General features: G+C 70.9%; 21 protein-coding genes. 9 read left to right on the forward strand and 12 right to left on the reverse strand.

Annotation, left to right across the window (positions count from 1 at the left end):
- Nucleotides 1–10: 10 nt before the first annotated feature.
- Nucleotides 11–457, forward strand: a complete 447-nt coding sequence (locus INQ48_00670; GenBank protein ID QRF57812.1) for a VOC family protein — start codon at nt 11–13, stop codon at nt 455–457.
- Here the strand turns inward: INQ48_00670 and INQ48_00675 are convergent.
- A complete protein-coding gene (locus INQ48_00675) occupies nt 454–909 on the reverse strand; it encodes a hypothetical protein (GenBank protein ID QRF57813.1) in 456 nt (151 codons plus the stop codon). The genes INQ48_00670 and INQ48_00675 overlap by 4 nt on opposite strands.
- Nucleotides 910–965: 56 nt before the next feature.
- On the reverse strand, nt 966–1,943 hold the full coding sequence (locus INQ48_00680) for a LysR family transcriptional regulator (GenBank protein QRF57814.1): 978 nt from the start codon (nt 1,941–1,943) through the stop codon (nt 966–968).
- Nucleotides 1,944–2,080: 137 nt separating this feature from the next.
- Between INQ48_00680 and INQ48_00685 the strand changes: the two genes are divergently transcribed.
- From INQ48_00685 to INQ48_00695, 3 genes are read left to right on the forward strand one after another with little or no spacing between them, the layout of a single operon-like run.
- Nucleotides 2,081–3,418, forward strand: coding sequence for a DUF3100 domain-containing protein (locus INQ48_00685; GenBank protein QRF57815.1), 1,338 nt, complete (start codon nt 2,081–2,083; stop codon nt 3,416–3,418).
- 20 nt (nt 3,419–3,438) lie between these two features.
- A complete protein-coding gene (locus tag INQ48_00690; GenBank protein QRF57816.1) occupies nt 3,439–4,608 on the forward strand; it encodes an amidohydrolase in 1,170 nt (389 codons plus the stop codon).
- 4 nt (nt 4,609–4,612) lie between these two features.
- Nucleotides 4,613–5,992, forward strand: coding sequence for an L-serine ammonia-lyase (locus INQ48_00695; GenBank protein QRF60561.1), 1,380 nt, complete (start codon nt 4,613–4,615; stop codon nt 5,990–5,992).
- 7 nt (nt 5,993–5,999) lie between these two features.
- On the opposite strand, the gene INQ48_00700 is transcribed toward INQ48_00695, so the two are convergent.
- On the reverse strand, nt 6,000–6,599 hold the full coding sequence (locus INQ48_00700) for a VOC family protein (GenBank protein ID QRF57817.1): 600 nt from the start codon (nt 6,597–6,599) through the stop codon (nt 6,000–6,002).
- A complete protein-coding gene (locus INQ48_00705) occupies nt 6,596–7,471 on the reverse strand; it encodes a fumarylacetoacetate hydrolase family protein (GenBank protein QRF57818.1) in 876 nt (291 codons plus the stop codon). The genes INQ48_00700 and INQ48_00705 overlap by 4 nt, the downstream gene beginning before the upstream one ends.
- 105 nt (nt 7,472–7,576) lie before the next feature.
- Between INQ48_00705 and INQ48_00710 the strand changes: the two genes are divergently transcribed.
- From INQ48_00710 to INQ48_00725, 4 genes are all read left to right on the forward strand, one after another.
- Nucleotides 7,577–8,494, forward strand: a complete 918-nt coding sequence (locus tag INQ48_00710) for a LysR family transcriptional regulator (protein QRF57819.1) — start codon at nt 7,577–7,579, stop codon at nt 8,492–8,494.
- A 58-nt stretch (nt 8,495–8,552) separates the two neighbouring features.
- Nucleotides 8,553–9,392 (forward strand): isocitrate lyase/phosphoenolpyruvate mutase family protein, encoded by an 840-nt coding sequence (locus INQ48_00715; GenBank protein QRF57820.1) that lies wholly within the window; start codon nt 8,553–8,555, stop codon nt 9,390–9,392.
- Between the two features lie 5 nt (nt 9,393–9,397).
- A complete protein-coding gene (locus INQ48_00720) occupies nt 9,398–9,985 on the forward strand; it encodes a uracil-DNA glycosylase family protein (GenBank protein ID QRF57821.1) in 588 nt (195 codons plus the stop codon).
- 85 nt (nt 9,986–10,070) lie between these two features.
- Nucleotides 10,071–10,472, forward strand: coding sequence for a RidA family protein (locus INQ48_00725; protein ID QRF57822.1), 402 nt, complete (start codon nt 10,071–10,073; stop codon nt 10,470–10,472).
- A gap of 125 nt (nt 10,473–10,597) precedes the next feature.
- Here the strand turns inward: INQ48_00725 and INQ48_00730 are convergent, their stop codons facing one another.
- Together INQ48_00730 and INQ48_00735 are read right to left on the reverse strand one after the other, a co-directional pair.
- On the reverse strand, nt 10,598–12,313 hold the full coding sequence (locus INQ48_00730; protein ID QRF57823.1) for a hypothetical protein: 1,716 nt from the start codon (nt 12,311–12,313) through the stop codon (nt 10,598–10,600).
- Between the two features lie 44 nt (nt 12,314–12,357).
- Nucleotides 12,358–12,615 carry a DUF1127 domain-containing protein gene (locus INQ48_00735; protein ID QRF57824.1) on the reverse strand — a complete coding sequence of 86 codons (258 nt, stop codon included), beginning with the start codon at nt 12,613–12,615 and terminating at the stop codon, nt 12,358–12,360.
- A 73-nt stretch (nt 12,616–12,688) separates the two neighbouring features.
- On the opposite strand from INQ48_00735, the gene INQ48_00740 reads away from it, so the two are divergent.
- Nucleotides 12,689–13,579 carry a LysR family transcriptional regulator gene (locus tag INQ48_00740; GenBank protein QRF57825.1) on the forward strand — a complete coding sequence of 297 codons (891 nt, stop codon included), beginning with the start codon at nt 12,689–12,691 and terminating at the stop codon, nt 13,577–13,579.
- Nucleotides 13,580–13,585: 6 nt separating this feature from the next.
- Here INQ48_00740 and INQ48_00745 read toward each other — a convergent pair whose 3' ends face one another.
- The 6 genes from INQ48_00745 to urtE all read right to left on the reverse strand — a co-directional run bounded on the left by INQ48_00745 (nt 13,586) and on the right by urtE (nt 20,053).
- The gene (locus INQ48_00745) at nt 13,586–14,230 is read right to left on the reverse strand and encodes an ANTAR domain-containing protein (GenBank protein ID QRF57826.1); all 645 of its coding nucleotides are present in this window, start codon (nt 14,228–14,230) and stop codon (nt 13,586–13,588) included.
- Nucleotides 14,231–14,548: 318 nt separating this feature from the next.
- On the reverse strand, nt 14,549–15,703 hold the full coding sequence (locus INQ48_00750) for an ABC transporter substrate-binding protein (GenBank protein QRF57827.1): 1,155 nt from the start codon (nt 15,701–15,703) through the stop codon (nt 14,549–14,551).
- A 96-nt stretch (nt 15,704–15,799) separates the two neighbouring features.
- Nucleotides 15,800–17,452, reverse strand: a complete 1,653-nt coding sequence (locus INQ48_00755; GenBank protein ID QRF57828.1) for a VWA domain-containing protein — start codon at nt 17,450–17,452, stop codon at nt 15,800–15,802.
- Nucleotides 17,449–18,267 carry a CbbQ/NirQ/NorQ/GpvN family protein gene (locus INQ48_00760; GenBank protein ID QRF57829.1) on the reverse strand — a complete coding sequence of 273 codons (819 nt, stop codon included), beginning with the start codon at nt 18,265–18,267 and terminating at the stop codon, nt 17,449–17,451. Before INQ48_00760 ends, INQ48_00755 begins: the two co-directional genes overlap by 4 nt.
- A gap of 19 nt (nt 18,268–18,286) precedes the next feature.
- Nucleotides 18,287–19,324 carry an aliphatic amidase gene (locus INQ48_00765; GenBank protein QRF57830.1) on the reverse strand — a complete coding sequence of 346 codons (1,038 nt, stop codon included), beginning with the start codon at nt 19,322–19,324 and terminating at the stop codon, nt 18,287–18,289.
- A 39-nt stretch (nt 19,325–19,363) separates the two neighbouring features.
- A complete protein-coding gene (gene urtE, locus INQ48_00770) occupies nt 19,364–20,053 on the reverse strand; it encodes an urea ABC transporter ATP-binding subunit UrtE (GenBank protein ID QRF57831.1) in 690 nt (229 codons plus the stop codon).
- Nucleotides 20,054–20,058 lie beyond the last annotated feature (5 nt).

Consider the following 20,058-nt stretch of genomic DNA (forward strand, 5'->3'; position numbering starts at 1 on the left):
ACTGGCGGGCATGACCCGCCCGCACGATGATCCTTCCGATGCCGCGCCGTTCGCGCTGCGGCGCATCGATCACATCGTGCTGCGCGTGCGCGATGCCGAGCGCGCCATCGCCTTCTACGTCGGCGTGCTCGGCTGCACGGTCGACAAGCGGCGCGACGACCTCGGCCTGGTGCACCTGCGCGCGGGCGAGAGCCTGATCGACCTCGTCGCGCACGACGGCAAGCTGGGCCGCGCGGGTGGCGCGCTGGCCGGCCGCGAGGGCCGCAACCTCGACCACCTGTGCCTGCGCATCGAGCCCTTCGACGAGCCCGCGATCCGCGAGCGCATGGCGCGCCATGGCGTCGAGGTCGACGGCGAGGTGCAGAACAACCACGGTGCCGAAGGCACGGGGCCCTCGATCTATCTGCGCGATCCCGACGGCAACGGCGTCGAGCTCAAGGGGCCAGCAGCGGCCTAGCCGCGCCCCAGCACCGCCACCGCGAACACCGCCACGCCCAGCACCAGGTTCAGGCTCACGAGCTTGCGCACCAGGTCGAGCCGGCCGGCGGCCACCGGCCAGGCACCGTCGTCGACCGCGCGCCGCATTGCGCGGAACACCGAGGCGCGGATGTAGACGTAGATCGCGGCCATCAGGATCGCGATGCCCATCATCGCCTCGACGCGCCAGTGCACGCCGCGGAAGCCGCCGGTGGCCAGGATCATCGCCACGCCCGTCACGAACAACAGCGTGACCGAGGCATCGACCCCGACGAAGAAGCGCCGCAGGGTCGCGGCCATCATGCGCAGGCGCAGCGGCGGCTCGAGCGTGGCGACGGCGGCCGGGCGCACCGCGAAGTGCATGAGGGCCATGCCGCCGACCCAGAAGGCGGCGCACAGCAGGTGGACGAAGAGCGGGAGCAGGTAGGACATGGGGGGCGATCAGACCACCGATGCCCGCCGCGCGCAACGATCTCCCCGCGCCGTCCTCAAGCGGCGGCCGCGCGCGTGCGCGGCGCCGGCTGGCGCGTTTTGGGCGCCTTGGCCGGCCCGGTGTCCGCGTAGCGCTTCATGTCGCGCACCACGCAGCGCAGCAGCTCGGCCGCGGCCGGCGACAGCAGGCGCCCGTGGCGCGACACGATGTGCGAGCGGCCCTGCGACAGCAGCGGGTTCTTCATCGGCAGCTCGATCAGCTCGGGATGGTCGGAATTCGGCGTCAGCGAGATCCGCGTGCCCAGCGTGTAGCCCAGCCCGGCCGAGACGAAATGGCCGAGCGCGCCGAACGAGGTGGTGGTCAGCAGCGAGGGCAGCCGCACGCCCTCGCTGATCTCGGCCGCCTCGATGTGCTGGCGCACGCCGAAGTTGCGGTGCAGCGTGGCGCCCGGATAGGGCAGCAGGTCGGCGAGCTTGAGCGGGCGGCCCAGTTGCGCGAGCGGGTGCGAGCGCAGCACCAGCGCCTGGATCGGCTGCGGATGCGACTGGTGCGAGGTCAGCCGCTCGTCGCGCGGCGGCTGGAACAGCATGCCGATGTGGGCGCGCTCCTCGACCACGCGGCGCACGATCTCGTCGGTGCTGGCCACGTCGAGGTCGACGGTGATCTTCGGATGCGTGGTCATGAACTCGCGCAGGCTGTGGCGCATCAGCCAGTCCACGTAGCCCTCGCCCACCACGATGTCGATGTGGCCGCGCTCGATCTTGCGGATGCTGTCCATCTGCGCCATCAGGTGCTGCTTCTGGCTGTTCTGCCGGCGCACGTAGCCGGCCAACATCTCGCCCGCGTCGGTGGGCACCACGCCGCGGCCATGGCGCTCGAGCAGCGGCACGCCGCACTCCTGCTCGAGGATGCCGATCGCGCGGCTGACGGCCGAGGGGTCCATGTCGAGCACGTCGGCCGCGCCGCGCACCGAGCCGCTGTCGAGCACCTGCATGAAGTAACGCACGCGGCGCGTGTCGAGCCTGTCGTCCATGCCCGGTCTCCTGAGTGTTGCATTCAATGCATCGAATATCCCGATTTGCGGTCATTGATGCAATAGGCCTGCATGGAGAAACTCGCCGCCATCCGCCAGCAAAGGCTCACCCACGGCTCCAGACCGACGCCCCACCCATGACCTCCGCCGCCTCCGTTCCCATCACGGCCGCGCCCTCCGGCGCTTCCGGAAAACTCAAGCTCGCGGCCGTCACGCTGGCCATCGTGGCCGCGGCCGAGCTGGTCGGCCCGGTGCAGTTCAGCGTCGGCCCGGGCAAGGTGGCGCTGCTGCCGATGCTGTGGGCGCTGCTGATCGCGGCGGTCTGGGGCATCGCGCACCGCCGCGTGCCGGGCGTGGCGCGCGTCGCCACCGCCGAGCAGTCCTTCGCGGGCGGCCTGCTCAACGCGGGCCTGCTGCTGTTCGTGGTGAAGCTGGGCCTCACGGTCGGCGCCGCGCTACCGCAGGTCAAGCAGGCCGGCTGGGCGCTGCTGTTCCAGGAGTTCGGCCATGCGCTCGGCACCCTGGCGCTGGGCCTGCCGCTGGCGCTGCTGCTGGGCATCAAGCGCGAGGCCGTGGGCGCCACCTTCTCGGTGGGGCGCGAGGGCAACCTCGTGATCATCGGCGAGAAGTACGGCATGGCCTCGCCCGAGGGTCGCGGCGTGCTGGCCGAATACATCACCGGCACCGTGCTGGGCGCGCTGTTCATCGCGGTGCTGGCGGGCTTCATCGCCAGCCTGCACGTCTTCGATCCGCGCTCGCTGGCCATGGGCGCCGGCGTGGGCTCGGGCAGCCTGATGGCGGCCGCGCTGGGCGCCATCGCCGCGCAGCAGCCGGCCGAGATGCTGCCGCAGCTCACGGCCATCGCGGCCGCCTCGAACCTGCTGACCACGGTCGCGGGCTTCTACTTCACGCTGTTCCTCTCGCTGCCGCTGTGCTCGTGGCTGTACGGCAAGCTCGAGCCGGTGCTGGGCCGCTTCTCGAAGCGCGGCGCGACCGATGCGGGCACCGGCGCCATGTCGCAGGTCAGCGTGGCGCACGGCGGCGCACTGCCGCTGCGCGACACGCTGATCGCCTGGGCCGTGGTGGGCGGCGGCGTGCTGATCGGCAATTCGCTGACCTACAAGGTGCCGCCGCTGGTCTCGCTCGAGGGCATGCTGGCCGTGGTGGCGATCGCGCTCGCCGTCGAGGGCCTCAAGCGCCTGGTGCCGCGCCTGCCGATGGTGCTGGTGCTGTCGGTGGTGGCCACGGTGGTGGGCATCCCGGGCCTGCTGCCGTTCTCCGACGCGCTGATCGCGCTCACCGCCAAGCTCAACTTCCTGGCCTTCACCACGCCGGTGCTGGCGCTGGCCGGCTTCTCGGTCGCGAAGGACCTACCGGTGTTCCGCCAGCTCGGCTGGCGCATCGTGGTGGTGTCGCTGACCGCCACCGCGGGCACCTTCCTCGGCGCCACGCTGATCGCCGAATTCTTCCACTGACCCCACGAGAGAACCCCACCATGTACCGCGACCCCGAAATCGCCGAAGACACCCGCGCGCGCATGCAGGCCTGGCGCCGCGACATCCATGCCAATCCCGAGACCGCGTTCGAGGAGCACCGCACCGCCAACGTGGTCGCCAACGCGCTGATGCTGATGGGCCTGCCGGTGCACCGCGGCCTGGCCGGCACCGGCGTGGTCGGCACGCTTTCGAATGGCGAGGGCCCGAGCATCGCGCTGCGCGCCGACCTCGACGCGCTCAACATGCAGGAGCTGGGCACGCAGGCCCATGCCTCGAAGTGCGTGGGCAAGATGCACGCCTGCGGCCACGACGGCCACACCGCGATGCTGCTGGGCGCGGCCGAGCACCTGTCGCGCCACAAGCCCTTCAAGGGCACGGTGCACTTCGTGTTCCAGCCGGCCGAGGAGAACGAGGGCGGCGGCCGCGTGATGGTCGAGGAAGGCCTGTTCGACCGGTTCCCCGCCGATGCCGTCTACGGCATGCACAACTTCCCGAGCCTGCCGCGCGGCCGCTTCGCGATCCGCAAGGGCACGATGACGGCCTACCTCGACACCTTCGAGATCGTGGTCACCGGCAAGGGCAGCCATGGCGCCATGCCCGAGACCGGCATCGACTCGGTGGTGGTCGCCGCGCAGCTCATCAATGCGCTGCAGACCATCGTGAGCCGCCGCACCGGCGCCACCGACTCGGCCGTGGTCAGCGTCACGCAGATCCACGGCGGCGACACCTGGAACGTGATCCCCGAGACCGTGGTGCTGCGCGGCACCGTGCGCACGCTCGACGCCGCGATCCAGGACAAGACCCAGGCCGCGATGCAGCAGATCTGCGAGGGCGTGGCCGCCACCCACGGCGCGAAGGTCGCGCTCGACTATCGCCGCGGCTATCCGGGCGTGGTCAACACGCCGGCCGAGACCGATGCGGCGATCGCCGCGGCCGCCAGCCTGGTCGAGCGCGAACAGGTGCTGACCGACATCCCGCCGGCCATGGGCTCGGAGGACTTCGCCTTCATGCTGCAGAAGCGTCCGGGTGCCTACATCGGCATCGGCGCGGGCGAAGGCCCGAACGATCCGAACGTGCACAACCCCTACTACGACTTCAACGACAACATCCTGCCGCTGGGCGCGGCCTACTGGGTGGCACTGGTCAAGCAGCAGCTTCCGGCCGCATGATGCGCTGATGCTGTCCGCCTTCGACATCTTCAAGATCGGCATCGGGCCTTCGAGTTCGCACACCGTGGGCCCGATGCGCGCGGCGCTGCTGTTCGCGCGCTCGCTCGAACGGCAAGGCCTGCTCGAGCGCATCGCGCGATTGCGCGTCGACCTGTTCGGCTCGCTCGGCGCCACCGGCCATGGGCATGCGACCGACCAGGGCGTGATCCTCGGCCTGTTCGGCGACGCGCCCGACACGGTGCGGCCCGAGACCGTGCAGCCGCGGCTCGAGGCGCTGCGCCGCGGCGGCACGCTGATGCTGCTGGGCAGCACGCCGATCGCCTTCGACCGCGTGCGCGACATCGCGTTTCGCGGCGAGGAGTCGCTGCCCGAGCATCCCAACGCGATGCGCTTCACCGCCTTCGCGGCCGACGACGCGGTGCTCGCCGAGGGCAGCTATTTCTCGGTCGGCGGCGGCTTCGTCGTCGAGGGCGGCCAGGCCGTGGCGCAGACCGCGGCGGTGGCGGTGCCGCATCCGTTCTCGACCGGCGACGAGCTGATGGCGCAATGCGAGGCCAACGGCCTCTCGGTGGCCGCGCTGGTGCTGCGCAACGAATGCGCCTGGCGTCCAGAGGCCGAGGTGCGCGCGGGCCTGCTGCGCATCTGGGACGTGATGCAGCAGTGCGTGCAGCGCGGCTTCGGCATCGACAACCCGCTGGCCGCGCAATCGCTGCCCGGCCCGCTGCGCATGCGCCGGCGCGCGGGCGAGCTGCACCGCGAGCTGCTGGCGCAGGCCGGCGCGGCCGATCCGCTCGCGGCCATGGACTGGGTCAATGCCTTCGCGATGGCCGTGAACGAGGAGAACGCGGCCGGCGGTCGCGTGGTGACCGCACCCACCAACGGCGCGGCCGGCGTGGTGCCGGCCGTGATGCATTACTACCAGCGCTTCGTGCCGAGCGCGAGCGACGAGGGCATCGTCGACTTCCTGCTCACGGCCGCGGCGATCGGCATGCTCTACAAGACCAACGCCTCGATCTCGGGCGCCGAGGTCGGCTGCCAGGGCGAGGTCGGCGTGGCCTGCTCGATGGCGGCCGGCGCGCTGGCCGCGGTGCTCGGCGGCACGCCGGCGCAGGTCGAGAACGCGGCCGAGATCGGCATGGAGCACAACCTCGGCCTGACCTGCGACCCGGTCGGCGGTATGGTGCAGATCCCCTGCGTGGAACGCAATGCCATGGGCGCGGTGAAGGCCATCAACGCGGCGCGCATGGCGCTGCGCGGCGACGGCAGCCACTACGTCTCGCTCGATGCCGTGATCCGCACCATGAAGCAGACCGGCGAGGACATGAAGTCGACTTACAAGGAGACCTCGCTCGGCGGGCTCGCGGTCAACGTGGTGGAGTGCTGAGCCTGCTTCAAGGCACGAACATGTCCCACGGCCCCTTGCCCGCCGGCAGGCCGGGCCGCGCGGTCAGCGAGGCCAGCGGCTCGCCGGCCTCGAAGCGCGCGGCCAGGTCCACGGGGTCGAACACCACGCCCATGAAGTTCTCGGCATAGGCACCGCCGGCAAAGAAGGCGTCGACCTCGGCGGCGGTCTCGAACACGTCGTGCTGCAGCTCGAGCCGGTGGCCGTCGGGGTCGCGGTAGTACATCGAGATCGTCGGCCCGTGGTTGATGCACCAGTAGGGCACGATGCCGAGCGCGGCCAGCCGCCGGTGGTTGGCGAGCAGCGCGGCCAGCGAGCCGTAGGTGAAGGCGATGTGCTCGAGCCCGGTGTTCGCATCGGCCTCGCGGCCCAGGTCGGGGCGCGCGATCAGGCCGATGCGGTGGTGCTCGTCGTCGTAGCTCAGGAAGCACAGCATCTCGTTCTCGAAGGCCACGCGCGCCTGCAGCACCGCGAGGTACCAGGCGCGCGAACGCGCGAGTTCGGCCACGCGCAGCACCACGTGGGCGAGCTTGACGGGCCGTAACTCGGAAGCGGCGAGGTCGGGCAGGGCGCGTTGGGGTTCGTTCATCGGGCGGTCTCCAGGGGTTCTTCCACCACGCGGTTCTCGATGTGGCCGATGCCCTCGATCTCCACGCGCACCACGTCGCCCGCCACCAGGTAGCGCGGCGGGTCCATCAGGCCGCCGACGCCCGCGGGGCTGCCGGTGCTCAGCACGTCGCCGGGCTCGAGCGTGAAGGCGGTGCTCAGTTCGACCAGCATGGCCTCGATGCGATGGATCATCTGGGCGGTGTTGCCGTCCTGGCGCAGCTCGCCGTTGACCCAGGTGCGCAGCCGCAGCGCATGCGGGTCGGCGATCTCGTCGCGCGTCACCAGCCAGGGGCCGAAGGGGCCGTGGGTGTCGAAGGACTTGCCCAGGGTGTGCGTGGGCGCGCGCAGCTGCCAGTCGCGCACGCTCATGTCGTTGATCACGACGTAGCCCGCGACCATGGCCATCGCCTCCTCGGCGCGCACATGGCGGCAGCGCCGGCCGATGACCACGCCGAGCTCGCCCTCGTAGTCGAACTGCGCCGACACGCGCGGCCGGTGCACCTCGTCGAAGGGGCCGGCCACGCACGACACCTGCTTGTTGAACCACACCTGTCCCGGCGGCCGCACGAGGCCCAGCCTCGCGGCCTCCTCGAGGTGCGAGGCGTAGTTGCCGCCGAGGCCGAGGAACTTGCGCGGCGCGGGCACCGGCGCCGCGAGCTTCACGTCGGCCAGCGGCAGCCGCGGTGCCGTCTCGATGGCCGCGCGCAGCCAGGCCAGGCCCTCGTCGTCGCGCGCCAGCAGTTCGCGCACGCCGGCCGGCGCCCCGGGCAGGGCGCTGGCGTCGAGCACGTCGTCGTTTCGGACCACGCCGAAGCGAAGGGCACCGCGGTGATGGAAGCTGGCGATTTTCATGGGCGTGGACATTGACCGATACGAAGCGATCGATGATGCTGATGGAACGAAAAGACAACAATCCGCCGAAAAAGAACGGATCGTTCTGCCAGCGGAACAGGAGACATGGACGACTTCAACGACCTCGCGCTGTTCGCGCACGTGGTGCAGCAGCAGGGCTTCAGCGCCGCGAGCCGGCACCTGGGCATTCCCAAGTCGCGCCTGAGCCGCCGCGTCGCGCAGCTCGAGGAACGGCTGGGCGTGCGGCTGTTGCAGCGCAGCTCGCGCCGGCTGCTGCTGACCCATGTCGGCGAGCAGTTCTACGAGCGCTGCCAGGCCACGGTGGCCGCGGGCGAGGAAGCCTTCGACGTGGTGCGCCAGGCCGTCGCGCGGCCGCAGGGGCCGCTGCGCGTGAGCGCGCCCTTCACGCTCGCGCAGTTCTGGCTCACGCCGCTGATCCCCGATTTCATGCGCGCCTTTCCCGAGGTGCGGCTCTCGCTGGAAGTGAGCCACCGGCGCGTCGATCCGCTGCAGGAGAACGTCGACGTGGTGCTGCGCGTGCGGCGCCCGCCGTTCGAGGATTCGAGCCTGGTCGCGCGGCCGCTGGGCCGCACGGTCGACGTGCTGCTCGCGAGCCCGGCATTGCTCGAGCGCCTGGGCACGCCCGCGAGCCTCGACGACCTGGCCGCCTGGCCGATGCTCTCGCTGCCCGACACCGGCGAGCGCCACCTGTGGCGGCTGGAGCGCGGCAAGCAGGTGCACGAACTGGGTTTCGTGCCGCGCCTGGTCGCCGACGACATGTTCGCGCTCCGGCACGTGGCGCTGCAGGGCCTGGGCGTGGCGCTGCTGCCCGAGATCCTGTGCCGCGACGAGTTGCGCGAGGGCCGCCTGGTGCGCCTGTTTCCCGACTGGGCCTGCACCGCGAGCGAGATCCAGGCGGCCTTCGCCTCGCGCCGCGGCATGCTGCCGGCGGTGCGCGCCTTCATCGACCACCTGCTGGCCCATCCGCCCGGCGCGCCGCAGTCGGGCGCTGGCTTATCCTGAACGGCTTCGCGCCCTTCGCTCCTGCATCGAATTTCATCGAAAGAAGGAAGAGATTCCCATGACCCCCACGAACCCCACCGTCGCCGAGAAACGCGCGGCCTTCCGCGCGCTGCATGCCCAGGGCTGCTTCGTCATCCCCAACCCCTGGGACACCGGCAGCGCGCGCTACCTCGAAGGCCTGGGCTACAAGGCGCTCGCCACCACCAGCTCGGGCTTCGCCTGGTCGCACGGCCAGGCCGATGGCGCCATCGCGCGCGACGCGGTGCTCGCGCACCTGCGCGAACTGGTGGCGGCCACCTCGCTGCCGGTCAATGCCGACTTCGAGAACGGCTTCGGTGCCGATCCGCGGGCCGTGGCCCAGAGCGTGCGGCTCGCGGTCGAGACCGGCGTGGCCGGCCTGTCGATCGAGGACTCGACCGGCCATGCCGACGCGCCGCTGTTCCCCATCGAGGTCGCGGTCGAGCGCATGCGCGCCGCGCGCGGCGCCATCGATGCGGCGGGTGGCGACACGCTGCTGATCGGCCGCGCCGAGAACTTCTTCGCCGGCCGGCCCGATCTCGACGATGCGATCGCGCGCCTGAAGGCCTATGCCGAAGCCGGCGCCGACTGCCTCTACGCGCCCGGCATCAAGACGCGCGAGCAGATCGCGGCCGTGGTCGCGGCGGTCGCGCCCAAGCCGGTGAACCTGCTGGTCGGCGCGACCAGCGAACTCACGATGAAGGACATCGAGGCGCTCGGCGTGCGCCGCGTGAGCGTGGGTGGCGGTATGGCGCGCGCGGCCTGGGGCGGCTTCATCCGCGCCGCGCGCACGCTGGCCGACGAGGGGCGCTTCGACGGCTTCGCCGACGCCGCGCCCGGGGCCGAGCTCAACGCCTTCTTCAAGCCCTTCGGTCGCTGAGGCGCGTGCAGCCGCTGCTCGCCGAGATCCGCGCCTGCCGCGTCTGCGAGGCGCAGCTGCCGCTGGGCCCGCGCCCGGTGGTGCAGGCCGGCGCGGATGCGCGGCTCCTGATCGTCGGCCAGGCACCGAGCCTGACGGTGCACCGCACGGGCGTGCCCTGGGACGACCGCAGCGGCGACCAACTGCGGCGCTGGCTCGGCGTGGAGCGCGAGCTGTTCTACGACGCCTCGCGCATCGCGCTCGTGCCCATGGGCTTCTGCTACCCGGGCCGCGGCACCAGCGGCGACCTGCCGCCGCGCAAGGAGTGCGCGCCGCTGTGGCACGAGCGGCTGCTGGCGCAGATGCCGCGCGTCGAGCTCACGCTGCTGATCGGCCAGTACGCGCAGCGCCGCCACCTGGGCAGCCGCGCGCGCGACGGCGTGACCGAGACCGTGCGCGCCTTCGCGGAATTCGCGCCGCGCGTCATCCCGCTGCCGCATCCCTCGCCGCGCAACACCGGCTGGCAGCAGCGCCATCCGTGGTTCGAGAGCGAGGTGCTGCCGGTGCTGCGCGAGCGCGTGCGGCTGGCATTGGGCATGGGCACCGGCGGCTGAACGCTTCGTCGCGGGACGAAGCGTGCGGGGGACGAAAGCCGCACCATCGCGGCCATCGTCATCCACCGCAACAGAGAACACGCCCATGCCTGCGCGCGAAGTCATCCGTGTCGAACCCCTCTCCACCTGGCTCGATCGCTGGAAGGCACCGGCCTCCATCGTCACGCGCCACGGCGACACCGTCTACGTCTCGGGCCTGCCGCCCTTCGATCCCGAGACCGGGCAGGTGGCGGTCGGCGCCTCGGTCGAGCGGCAGGCCGAGCTGGTGCTCGAGCAGCTGAAGCTGTGCCTGGAGACCGCGGGCTCGTCGCTCGCGAATGCGCTCAAGTGCAACGTGTACTGCACCTCGGTGGAGAAGTTCGCCGCGGTCAACGCGGTCTATGCGCGCTACTTTCCCGAGTCGCCGCCCGCGCGCATCTTCGTCTGCGTGCCGGCCTGGTTCGGGCCGTTCGACATCGAGATCGACTGCATCGCGGCGCGCGGCTGAGATTCCTCCAACCGTTCGAGATTTCTCCAACCGTTCGGGCTGAGCTTGTCGAAGCCTCGCGCAGCGCTTCGACAAGCTCAGCGTGAACGGTTGGGTGGTGTGTTCGTCCGGGTTTTTCGGGGCGGCTATGTCTTCCTCCTCGGCCGCGCCGCCGGCCGCCGAGGCGGCTTCGCCTCGAGCACCAGCTCGGCCGGCAGGCCGTCGTTCCACGACTCGGCGAAGTAGGCGCGGTCGCTGGGCACCAGCTGCGGCAGCGCCTCGCGCAGCGTGACCAGCGAGCGTTCGGCCGCCTTCAGGTCGCCCGCATGGGCCGCGTACCACGCATGCTCGAACAGCAGGCTGCAATGCTGCAGGCCCGGGTAGCGGCGGCGGCCGGCCTGGTGGTCGGCCAGCCGCGCCTGCGCCACCTCGACCCAGCGCGCGGGCCAGTGCGTGGCGTCGAAGGCATCGGCGAGCGGACCGGCCAGCGCCGAGATCGCGGCCGGGTCGAGCGGCGCCTGGGCGCGGAACTGCGCGAGCGTGGGCCGGGGCTCGGCGCCGCAATGGCCGCGCGCGATGCGCATCAGGTAGATCGCGTTCCAGGCCGAGCGACCCTGGCCGTCGGCCTGGCCGCAAAGCCATTCGCTGAAGGCGATCCACTGCACGGCATGGCGCGTGGTGTCGTTGGCGGCCGCTGCATCGCCGCGCCGCTTCGGGCCGCCCGCCGGCGCCGAGGGGAGCGCGGGCAGCGCGAGGCCCACGCGGTCGAACAGCCACACCGCCATGCCGAGGTTGGCCGCCACGTGCTGGGCGGCGTCGAAGGAGTGCGACTCGAAGGCCGCGGTCAGCGCATCGCCGAAGCGGCGCAGCGATTCCTCGGCGAGCAGGCGGGCGGCCGGCGCATCCTCGGCCGCGAGCGCCAGCGCGCGCGAGCGGCAACCGAGCGCCCACAGGTTGCACCACTCGAATCGCACGTCGGGATGGTGGCGCAGCACCACGCTGCGCGCCGGGTCGTCGGCCATGCCGCCGAGCAGCGACTGCGCCAGCGGCAGGTCGCGCGCGGTGTAGGCGCACCAGGCCGAGACGATGCATTCCATCGCGCCGAGGTAGTCGTTGCCCGCCACGTGGTGCGCCAGGCGCTGCTTCTTGAGCACCTCGAGCTGGCGGCGCGCCTGTTCGTTGTCGCCGAGGCGGCGCCACAGCATGGCCTCGTTGAGCGTGACCAGCGCGCGCTGGAAGCCGCTGGCCGCGAGCGTGCCGGCGAGCCGTATCGATTCGAGCGCGCTCGGCTGGCCCGCGCCGTCGCCGGCACCGGCGGCCACAGGCGTCATCAGCCGGCCCTGGCGCGCGGCCCGCTGCGCGGACACGAGCTGCTTCCAGAAGGCCGCGTCCTGCAGGTGCACCGCCTCGGGCGGCGCCGAGGCGCCGGCCGCCGCGCCCGTGCGCGCGCGCAGGCCGAGGAACGAGGCGATCTCGGCCGCGCTGGCGACGCGTCCCTCGACCTCGCAGCGCACGCGCCGCGCCTCGGCCGGCGGCAGCCAGAACGGGCCCTGGCTGCGCCGCTCGGCATTGAGAAAGCGCGGCTCGCGCGTGCTGTCCTCGCCCCAGCCGACCTCGATGCCCCAGGCCTTGAAATCGCGGAAGGCGCGGCTCACGACCATGCGCAGCGTGCTCGCGTCCGACACCTCGCCGCGCAGGTCGGCCAGCCGCACCATCGGGGTCTGGCTGTCGTGCGCATGGCGCATGCGCACCAAAAGCCACAGCGACTGGAAGGCCGCGCGCCGGCCGTCGACCGACTGCGGGGAAGTGAGCTCGACGACGAGCGGGGGAGAAGCGGAAGCGGGACTTGGCACGCCCCGCATTGGAACTCAAATCGGGGCCGCGGCAAGGGCCGGGCGCGCTTCCTTCAGCGCGAGCGGCGGCCGTGCTCGCAGTGCGAGGGCGCGGGCTGCATCAGCCCCGGCAGCTCGCTGCGGCCGACGCCGAGGTCGCGCAGATCGTGCTCGCTCATGCCGGCGAGCTGGCGCGCATCGGCACGGGCCCGGCGGCGATTTGCCGCGTGCCGGCGCCAGCCGCGCAGGGCATGCAGAAGGCGTTGGCGAAAGCTCGGGGACGATGCGGTCTTCACGATGGGCTCCTGGGGTCTGGGTGTCGGTGCACTCATCTTCCGTGTCGCCGTGCTATTGTGGAAGTTGAGATTTCTGAGCCTTCTCATCAGCTTTCCTGATCCGACGCCCATGCGCCACCTCAACCTCGACCAGCTGCGCACCCTGATCGCGATCGCCGACCTCGGCAGCTTCTCGGCCGCGGCGCAGGCGCTGCACCTCGCGCAGCCCACGGTCAGCCTGCATGTCTCCGAACTCGAGTCGCGGCTCGATGCCAAGCTGGTGGTGCGCGGCGCGCGCGGCATCACGCCCACGGCGGCCGGCGCGGCGCTGGTGGAGCGCGGGCGCAAGCTGCTGCGCGACACCGACGATGCGCTCGACGCGGTCAAGCGACAGGCCGAGGGCCGCAGCGGCCGCGTGCGGCTGGGCACGTCGACCGGCGTGGTGGTCGACCTGCTGCCGCAGGTGCTCGAGGCGCTGGGCGCGCGGGACGCGGGCATCGACGTCGAGGTGGCGATCCTCGGCTCGGGCGAGGCGCTGGCGCGGCTGGCCGCGGGCACGCTCGACATCGGCCTGGTGGCGCTGCCGCAGCCGCCGCTGCGCGACCTGGTGTTCACGCCCTGGCGCACGCAGCCGATGATGGCCTTCGTGCCGCAGCGCACGAAGGCGCCCAGGCGCGTCACGCCGGCCTGGCTGGCCGAGCAGCCGTTGATCTTCAACGACGCGACCACCCACATGTACCGGCTCACGATGGAGTGGTTCGCGGCCGCGGGCTTCGCGCCGCGCGCGCGCATCGAGCTCAACTACGACGCGGCCATCCGCAGCCTGGTGGCGGCCGGCTATGGCGCCGCGCTGCTGCCGCTGCAGCCGACGACCGACGCGGCGCTCGGCGAGCGCCTGCAGATCCTGCCGATCGTGCCGAAGCTCACGCGCCGCCTGTGCATCGCGCACCGGCCGCGCGCGCTGCTCGACGGCGCCACGCTGCGGGTGCTCGAGGTGCTGGCGGGGTTCCGCCAGGCCTGAACCGTCTCAGGACGCGTCGGGCTTGCGCGCGCCGAGCGAGAGGATCTCGTTGGCGTTGACGATGGCGGCCGCGATCTCTTCCATGGTGGTACGTTTGCTCATCGCCTGCTCGCGGATCAGGTCGTAGGCCTGGCCCTCCGACACGCCATGCGTCTTCATGAGAATCGCCTTGGCCTCCGCGAGTTGGCGCACGCCCAGCAGCTTGGCCTCGGTCTTGCGCAGGCGCCGCGCGAGCGAGCGGTTCTGCTTGTGCGCCTCGCGCGCCACCACCAGCGCCGACAACAATCCGAATGAGCGCACCGGCGAGGGCAGCACGGCCTTGGCGCCGATCTCGAGCACGGCCTCGACGATGGTCGGGTTCTCGTAGGTCACGACGGCGATGATGGCCGGCGCGTCCTCGCTCTTGGTCCACTCGAAGCGCAGGTTGATGAAGTCGGGCTGCACCGCCATGAAAGCCACGTCGATGCCCTCGGGCAGCGCCTGCACCGGCGGCCAGAAGGCCTGTACCTGGCAGCCGATGCGCTGCAGTTGCTGGGTAAGCTGGCGGCCGTCGCTGTCGTCGGGGTGGATGACTGCGATCTTCAGCAGGCGCAGTTCTTTCAACTGCGGTGGCGTCACTCGCAGGGTGTGTCTCTTGGGGGGGCTTTCCACCTTCAGGCCTCTTGTTTTTGTTGGTTCTGGTTTTGAGGCTGTTGTTCGGGGCGCGTGCACAGGACAGCGGGTACTTCCCTCCGCGAATGTCCCCCGCCCTTCGGGCTCCTCCTTAATTTCGCTGCGGGAAGCACCCACTGCCCTGTGCACGAGGGCGCAGTCGTTGTGCAGCCGGTTCCACGGCCGCGTCCAGGCTCACGTCGATGGGGTACTCCCCGCAGCGAAATAAAGGAGGAGGCCGCAGGCCGGGGGACATTCGCGGAGGGGAGTACCCCGTCGGCGTGAGCCCCCCCACAACGGTAGAAAGCACGTTCCACCCTAAACCTCCAGCGTATCGAGCCGCGCAGTCCAATCCCCGAGCGAATGCGTCACCAGATAAGGATCGGGATACACAGCACGCGTAGCCTGCCGAACGATGGTGAACTGCCCCTGTGCATCCACGCGCCCGATGCGCGGATAGAGACAGGTGTGGTGGTTCGTGGGATCGATCTTCACCCGCCCCTGCGGCGCATCGAACTCGGCCCCCAGGATGTGCGGCAGGATCTCCGCGATCCCGTCGCTGCCCGCCTGCGCGAAGGCATTGGCGTAGATGTGCATCTGGAAGTAGGCCGCTTCCCAGCACAGGTTGGGTACGCAGCCGTCGCCGAAGCGGGCGCGCAGTTGCGCCAGGCAGCGCTGGTTGGCCGGCGAGTCGATCGACTGGAAGTAGGGCGCCGCCGTGAAGTGCCCCGTCGCCACCCCGCGCCCCATCTGCGAGATCTCGGCCTCCGAGGTCGTGAGGCTCGCGATCGGCATGCGCTTCGGGTCGAAGCCCGCCTCGGCATAGGCGCGGTACAGGCTCGCGGTGGAGTCGCCCACCACCGTCGAGAAGATGAAGTCGGGCTGCTTGTCGCGGATGTCGGCCATGATGGCCCGGTAGTCCTTCTCGGTCGCGTCGAGCGCCGCGTAATGCTCGCCGAGCTTTTCGCTGCCGGGGCGCTGCATCACCAACTCGCCCATGATCCGGTTCGACTCGTAGGGGTAGATGTAGTCGGAGCCGATCAGGTAGACCCGCGCGCCGAAGTTCGTCGTCATGAACTCGGCCAGTTGCACGCTGTTCTGGTTGGGCGCCGCGCCCGTGTAGATCACGTTGCCCGAGTACTCGAAGCCTTCGTAGAGCGTCGGGTAGAACAGCAGCTTGTTCCACTTCTCGATCACCGGGATCACCGCCTTGCGGCTGCTCGACATGTAGCAGCCGAAGATCACGTTGACCCGGTCCTGCACGATCAGCTTCTCGGCCAGTTGCGCATAGCGCGCCGGGTTCGACTGCGGGTCGTGGCGCACGGCCACCAGCTCGCGGCCGTCGATGCCGCCGGCCGCGTTGATCTCCTCGATGCCGAGCAGCGCGCCCTGCAGCTGCGACAGGCCGATGGTCGAGGTGACGCCGGTTTCCGAATAGAGGATGCCGACGCGGATGGGATCCTTGTCAGCCATGGGCGGTCGTCCGTGAGGGGTGAGGGGCCGTCATGTCTTTTCTGTCTCGTGTGGGATTCGTTCGGGGCTCCACCCTATCGCAGTTCGATGCTTTCGTCAGTGGGCCGCGGCCAGCCGCGCGCTCATGCGCGCGAGCCGCGCGGGCAGGCTGCGCGCATCGTCGGCGATGCAATAGTTGCGCCAGCCGAAGATGCGCCGCACATAGGAATCGGCCGCGACATCGACCGCGATGCAGGCGGTGCGCACGCCCGCGCCGCGTGCTTCGGCCACCGCTTCGCGCGCATCCTCGACGAGGTACTTCGGATCGTGCACGTCGATGTCGGCCGGCGCGCCGTCGGTCACCAGCAGGATCGCGCGCTGGCCCGCGGGCTCGTCCGCGAGCAGCGCCGCCGCATGCCGCAGTGCCGCGCCCATGCGCGTCGAGTAGCGGCCGCGCACCGCGCCGATCGTCGCGCGCGCCGGCGGCGAGAGCGGCTGGCCGAACTCGAGCAGCCGGTAGTAGTAGACCTCGGCGCGCGTGTTCGACGAGAAGCCGTGCACCGCGAGCCGGTCCGCGCCGCGCAGCCGCGCGGCGGCGAGCATCAGCGCGGCCTGCTTCTCGATCTCGAGCAGCGACAGGCCGTGCGGGCCCGCATCGTTGGCCGAGGCCGACAGGTCGAGCAGCACCAGCACGCTCGACGGCCGCGGCGCCTTGCCGGGCCGCATGAACAAGCGCGCATCGGGACGCAGCCGCTGGCGCCGGTCGACCAGCACCTCGATCGCCGCATTGAGGTCGATGTCGTCGCCCTCCCATTGCCGCCGCAGCCGGTGCCGGCGGTCGAGGTGGAGCGCGCGCGGCAGCGCCAGCGGCGGCAGGCTCTCGGCGCGCAGGGCCGCTTGCGCCTGGCTTGGCAGCAGGCCCTGCCACCCGGGAAGCTTCTCGATCACCGTGCACCAGTCGGGCCGCAGGCGCTCGAGGCGGCGGTCCCATTCGGGATAGGTGTAGCGGCCCAGCTCCATGTCACCGAACTCGGGCGGTGCTTCGGCGGCCGCATCGCCCGCGTCGGAGGGCGGCGGCATGCGCGCGCCCGACTGCTGCAGCGCGATCGCCTCGTCGGGCGGTGGCGGCGTCGCATCGGCGCCGAAGTCCCAGAGCCAGCTGTTGTCGTCGCGCCAAGGCGCGGGCACCGCGTAGCCCTGGGGCTCGAAACGCACGCGCATCTGGCCCAGGTCGTTGGCCAGGATCGAGGCGATCGCGCGGAAGGCCTCGTAGTCCGCCAGGCCCGCGTGCGCCGCGGTGTCCTCAAACAGCCGGCGCGCCTTCTCGACCCAGTGGCTGCCGTCGTGCAGCTCGGGCCGCAGCAGCAGCCGGTCCATGCGCAGCAGCAGCGCCTCGAAACGCAGGTCGAGCGGATCGGGCGCGGGCGGCAGCGCGTCGGCGAACCAGCCATGCAGGCCGGGGAAGTCGCGCACCAGCAGCCGCTCGACGCGCGCGTCCTCGATCGCCGACACCAGCGCGATGCCCATCGGCCGCAGCGTGTTCGCGCGGCGCGCGGGCGTCGAATGCCGCAGGTGCGCCACCGCATGCGCGACCATCGCGCGGCGCAGCGCCGGCGGGCTGTCCTCGGGAACCAGCAGCCGCCCGGCCGCGAGCACCGCGCGCGTGCCCGGCTTCGCGCCGGCCACCAGCGGCTGCACCTCGAGCGCCATGCCGGCCAGCCCGCGCGCGAGCAGCCCCAGCGCGGCGAAGCTGCCCGTGTCGCGCATCATCCGAACTGGGCCTCGACGAAGCCCTGCAGCGCGCTCGCCATGTCGGGGTCGTCGGTCAGCGCGCGCGTCATCGTCATCTCGCAGCTCTCGCGCGGCGTCACGCCGTCGCGGATCAGCACGCCCGCGTAGATCAGCATGCGCGTCGACACGCCCTCGTCGAGCCCGCGGTGCTTGAGTTCGCGCGAACAGTGCGCGACGGCCACCAGCTTCGCGGCCAGCGCGGTGTCGATGCCGGCCTCGTGCGCCACGATCTCGGCCTCGAGCGCGCCATCGGGATAGTCGAACTCCAGCGCCGCGAAGCGCTGGCGCGTCGAGGGCTTGAGGTCCTTGGCGCTGCTCTGGTAGCCGGGGTTGTACGACACCACGAGCTGGAAGTCGGGATGCGCGCGCACCAGCTCGCCCTTCTTGTCGAGCGGCAGGATGCGGCGCGCGTCGGTCAGCGGATGGATCACCACCGTCGTGTCCTGCCGCGCCTCCACCACCTCGTCGAGGTAGCAGATGCCGCCGTGGCGCACCGCCAGCGTCAGCGGCCCGTCGTGCCAGGCCGTGCCGTCGGCGTCGAGCAGGTAGCGCCCGACCAGGTCGGAGGCCGTCATGTCCTCGTTGCAGGCCAGCGTCACCAGCGGCCGGCCCAGCGACCACGCCATGTGCTCGACGAAGCGCGTCTTGCCGCAGCCGGTCGGCCCCTTGAGGATCAGCGGCATGCGGTGGCGCCAGGCCTGCCGGTACAGCGCCACCTCGTTGCCGGCGGGCCGGTAGAAGGGCTCGGACTCGATGCGCCAGGCCGCGAGCGGATCGTGCACGGGTGCGTTCATGGCGTGTCGTGGCCCTCGCTCAACGGTGCTTGGCCGGCTCGTTCGGAATCCCCTCGATCGGGCATTCGGGCGTGCCCACGGTGCTGCGCGTGAACGACTCCACCCTCTCGCGTGTGCCCTCGGGGTCGTTGATCCACTGCGTGTAGAAGTTGTAGGGGCAGGCCGCCACGCCCTTGTCGCCGTCGCCCGAGTTGATGGTGCCGGTGTAGCCGCGGTGCACCAGCTTGAACAGGTGGTTCTGCGACTGGCCGTTGCGCCGCGCGTCGCGGATCAGGCCCATCGAGAGTTCGGCGTAGTTGATGCCCATCTCCTCCTCGCCGCATTCGCCGAGCGTGCGGCCGTCGAAGCCGATCAGCGCCGAGTGGCCGAAGTACGAGTACACGCCGTCGAAGCCGGCCGCGTTGGCCACCGCCACATAGGTGTTGTTCATGAAGGCCATCGCCTTCGACACCAGGATCTGCTGCTCCTTGGCCGGGTACATGTAGCCCTGGCAGCGGATGATGAGCTCGGCACCACGCATCGCGCAGTCGCGCCAGATCTCGGGGTAGTTGCCGTCGTCGCAGATGATCAAGCTCATCTTCATGCCCTTCGGGCCTTCGCTCACGTACGTGCAGTCGCCCGGGTACCAGCCCTCGATCGGCACCCACGGCATGATCTTCCTGTACTTCTGGACGATCTCGCCCTGGTTGTTCATGAGGATCAGCGTGTTGTAGGGCGCCTTGTTCGGATGCTCCTCGTGGCGCTCGCCGGTCAGCGAGAACACGCCCCAGACGTTGGCGCGCCGGCAGGCGTCGGCGAAGATCGCGGTCTCCTCGCCGGGCACCGAGGCCGCGGTGTCGTACATCTCCTTGGCGTCGTACATGATCCCGTGCGTGGAGTACTCGGGAAAGATCACCAGGTCCATGCCCGGCAGGCCTTTCTTCATGCCGACCAGCATCTCGCCGATCTTGCGCGCGTTGTCGAGCACCTCGGCCTTGGTGTGAAGGCGGGGCATCTTGTAGTTGACGACCGCGACGCCGACGCAATCGTTGCTGCTCGAAATATCACCATGTCTCATGACGCTGCTCCTGAAGGGGTGGTTGGGAAGGGAAGGGGTTCAGACAGTGAGGAAAGAGCGGACCTTGTCCTGGTCGAGCGTGGCGCGCGCCTCGTCGTGCACCAGGCGGCCGCGGTCGATCACGAGGAAGCGGTCGGCCAGCGCGAGCGCGAAGCTCAGCACCTGCTCCGAGACCACGATCGCGAAGCCGCGCTCGGCGCGCAGCACGTTCAGCGTCTGCGCGATCTCCTTGATGATCGAAGGCTGGATGCCCTCGGTGGGCTCGTCGAGGATCAGCACCCTGGGCTCGGAGATCAGCGCGCGCGCGATCGCCAGCATCTGCTGCTGGCCGCCCGAGAGGTTGCCGGCCTTGCGCTGCTTCATGTCCTGCAGCACCGGGAAGAAGCGGTAGAGGTAGTCGGGCACCGTGCGGTGGCCCGAGCGCGCGGCGCCCGAGAGGATGTTCTGCTCCACCGTGAGGTGCGGGAACACCATGCGGCCCTGCGGCACGAAGGCCAGCCCGTGCGCCACGCGCTGGTGGCTCGGCAGCCGGGTGAGCTCGGTGCCGTTCAGGCGGATGCTGCCGCCGCGCGCGGGCAAGAGGCCGATCAGCGACTTCAGCAGCGTGGTCTTGCCCATGCCGTTGCGGCCCATGACGGCGACCGCCTCGTCGGGCGCGACGCGCAGCGAGACATCGTGGATCACGTGCGACTCGCCGTAGGCGACATCGAGTGCGGAGACTTCGAGCATGCGTT

The sequence above is a fragment of the Variovorax paradoxus genome (assembly GCA_016806145.1).
GTDB lineage: Bacteria > Pseudomonadota > Gammaproteobacteria > Burkholderiales > Burkholderiaceae_C > Variovorax.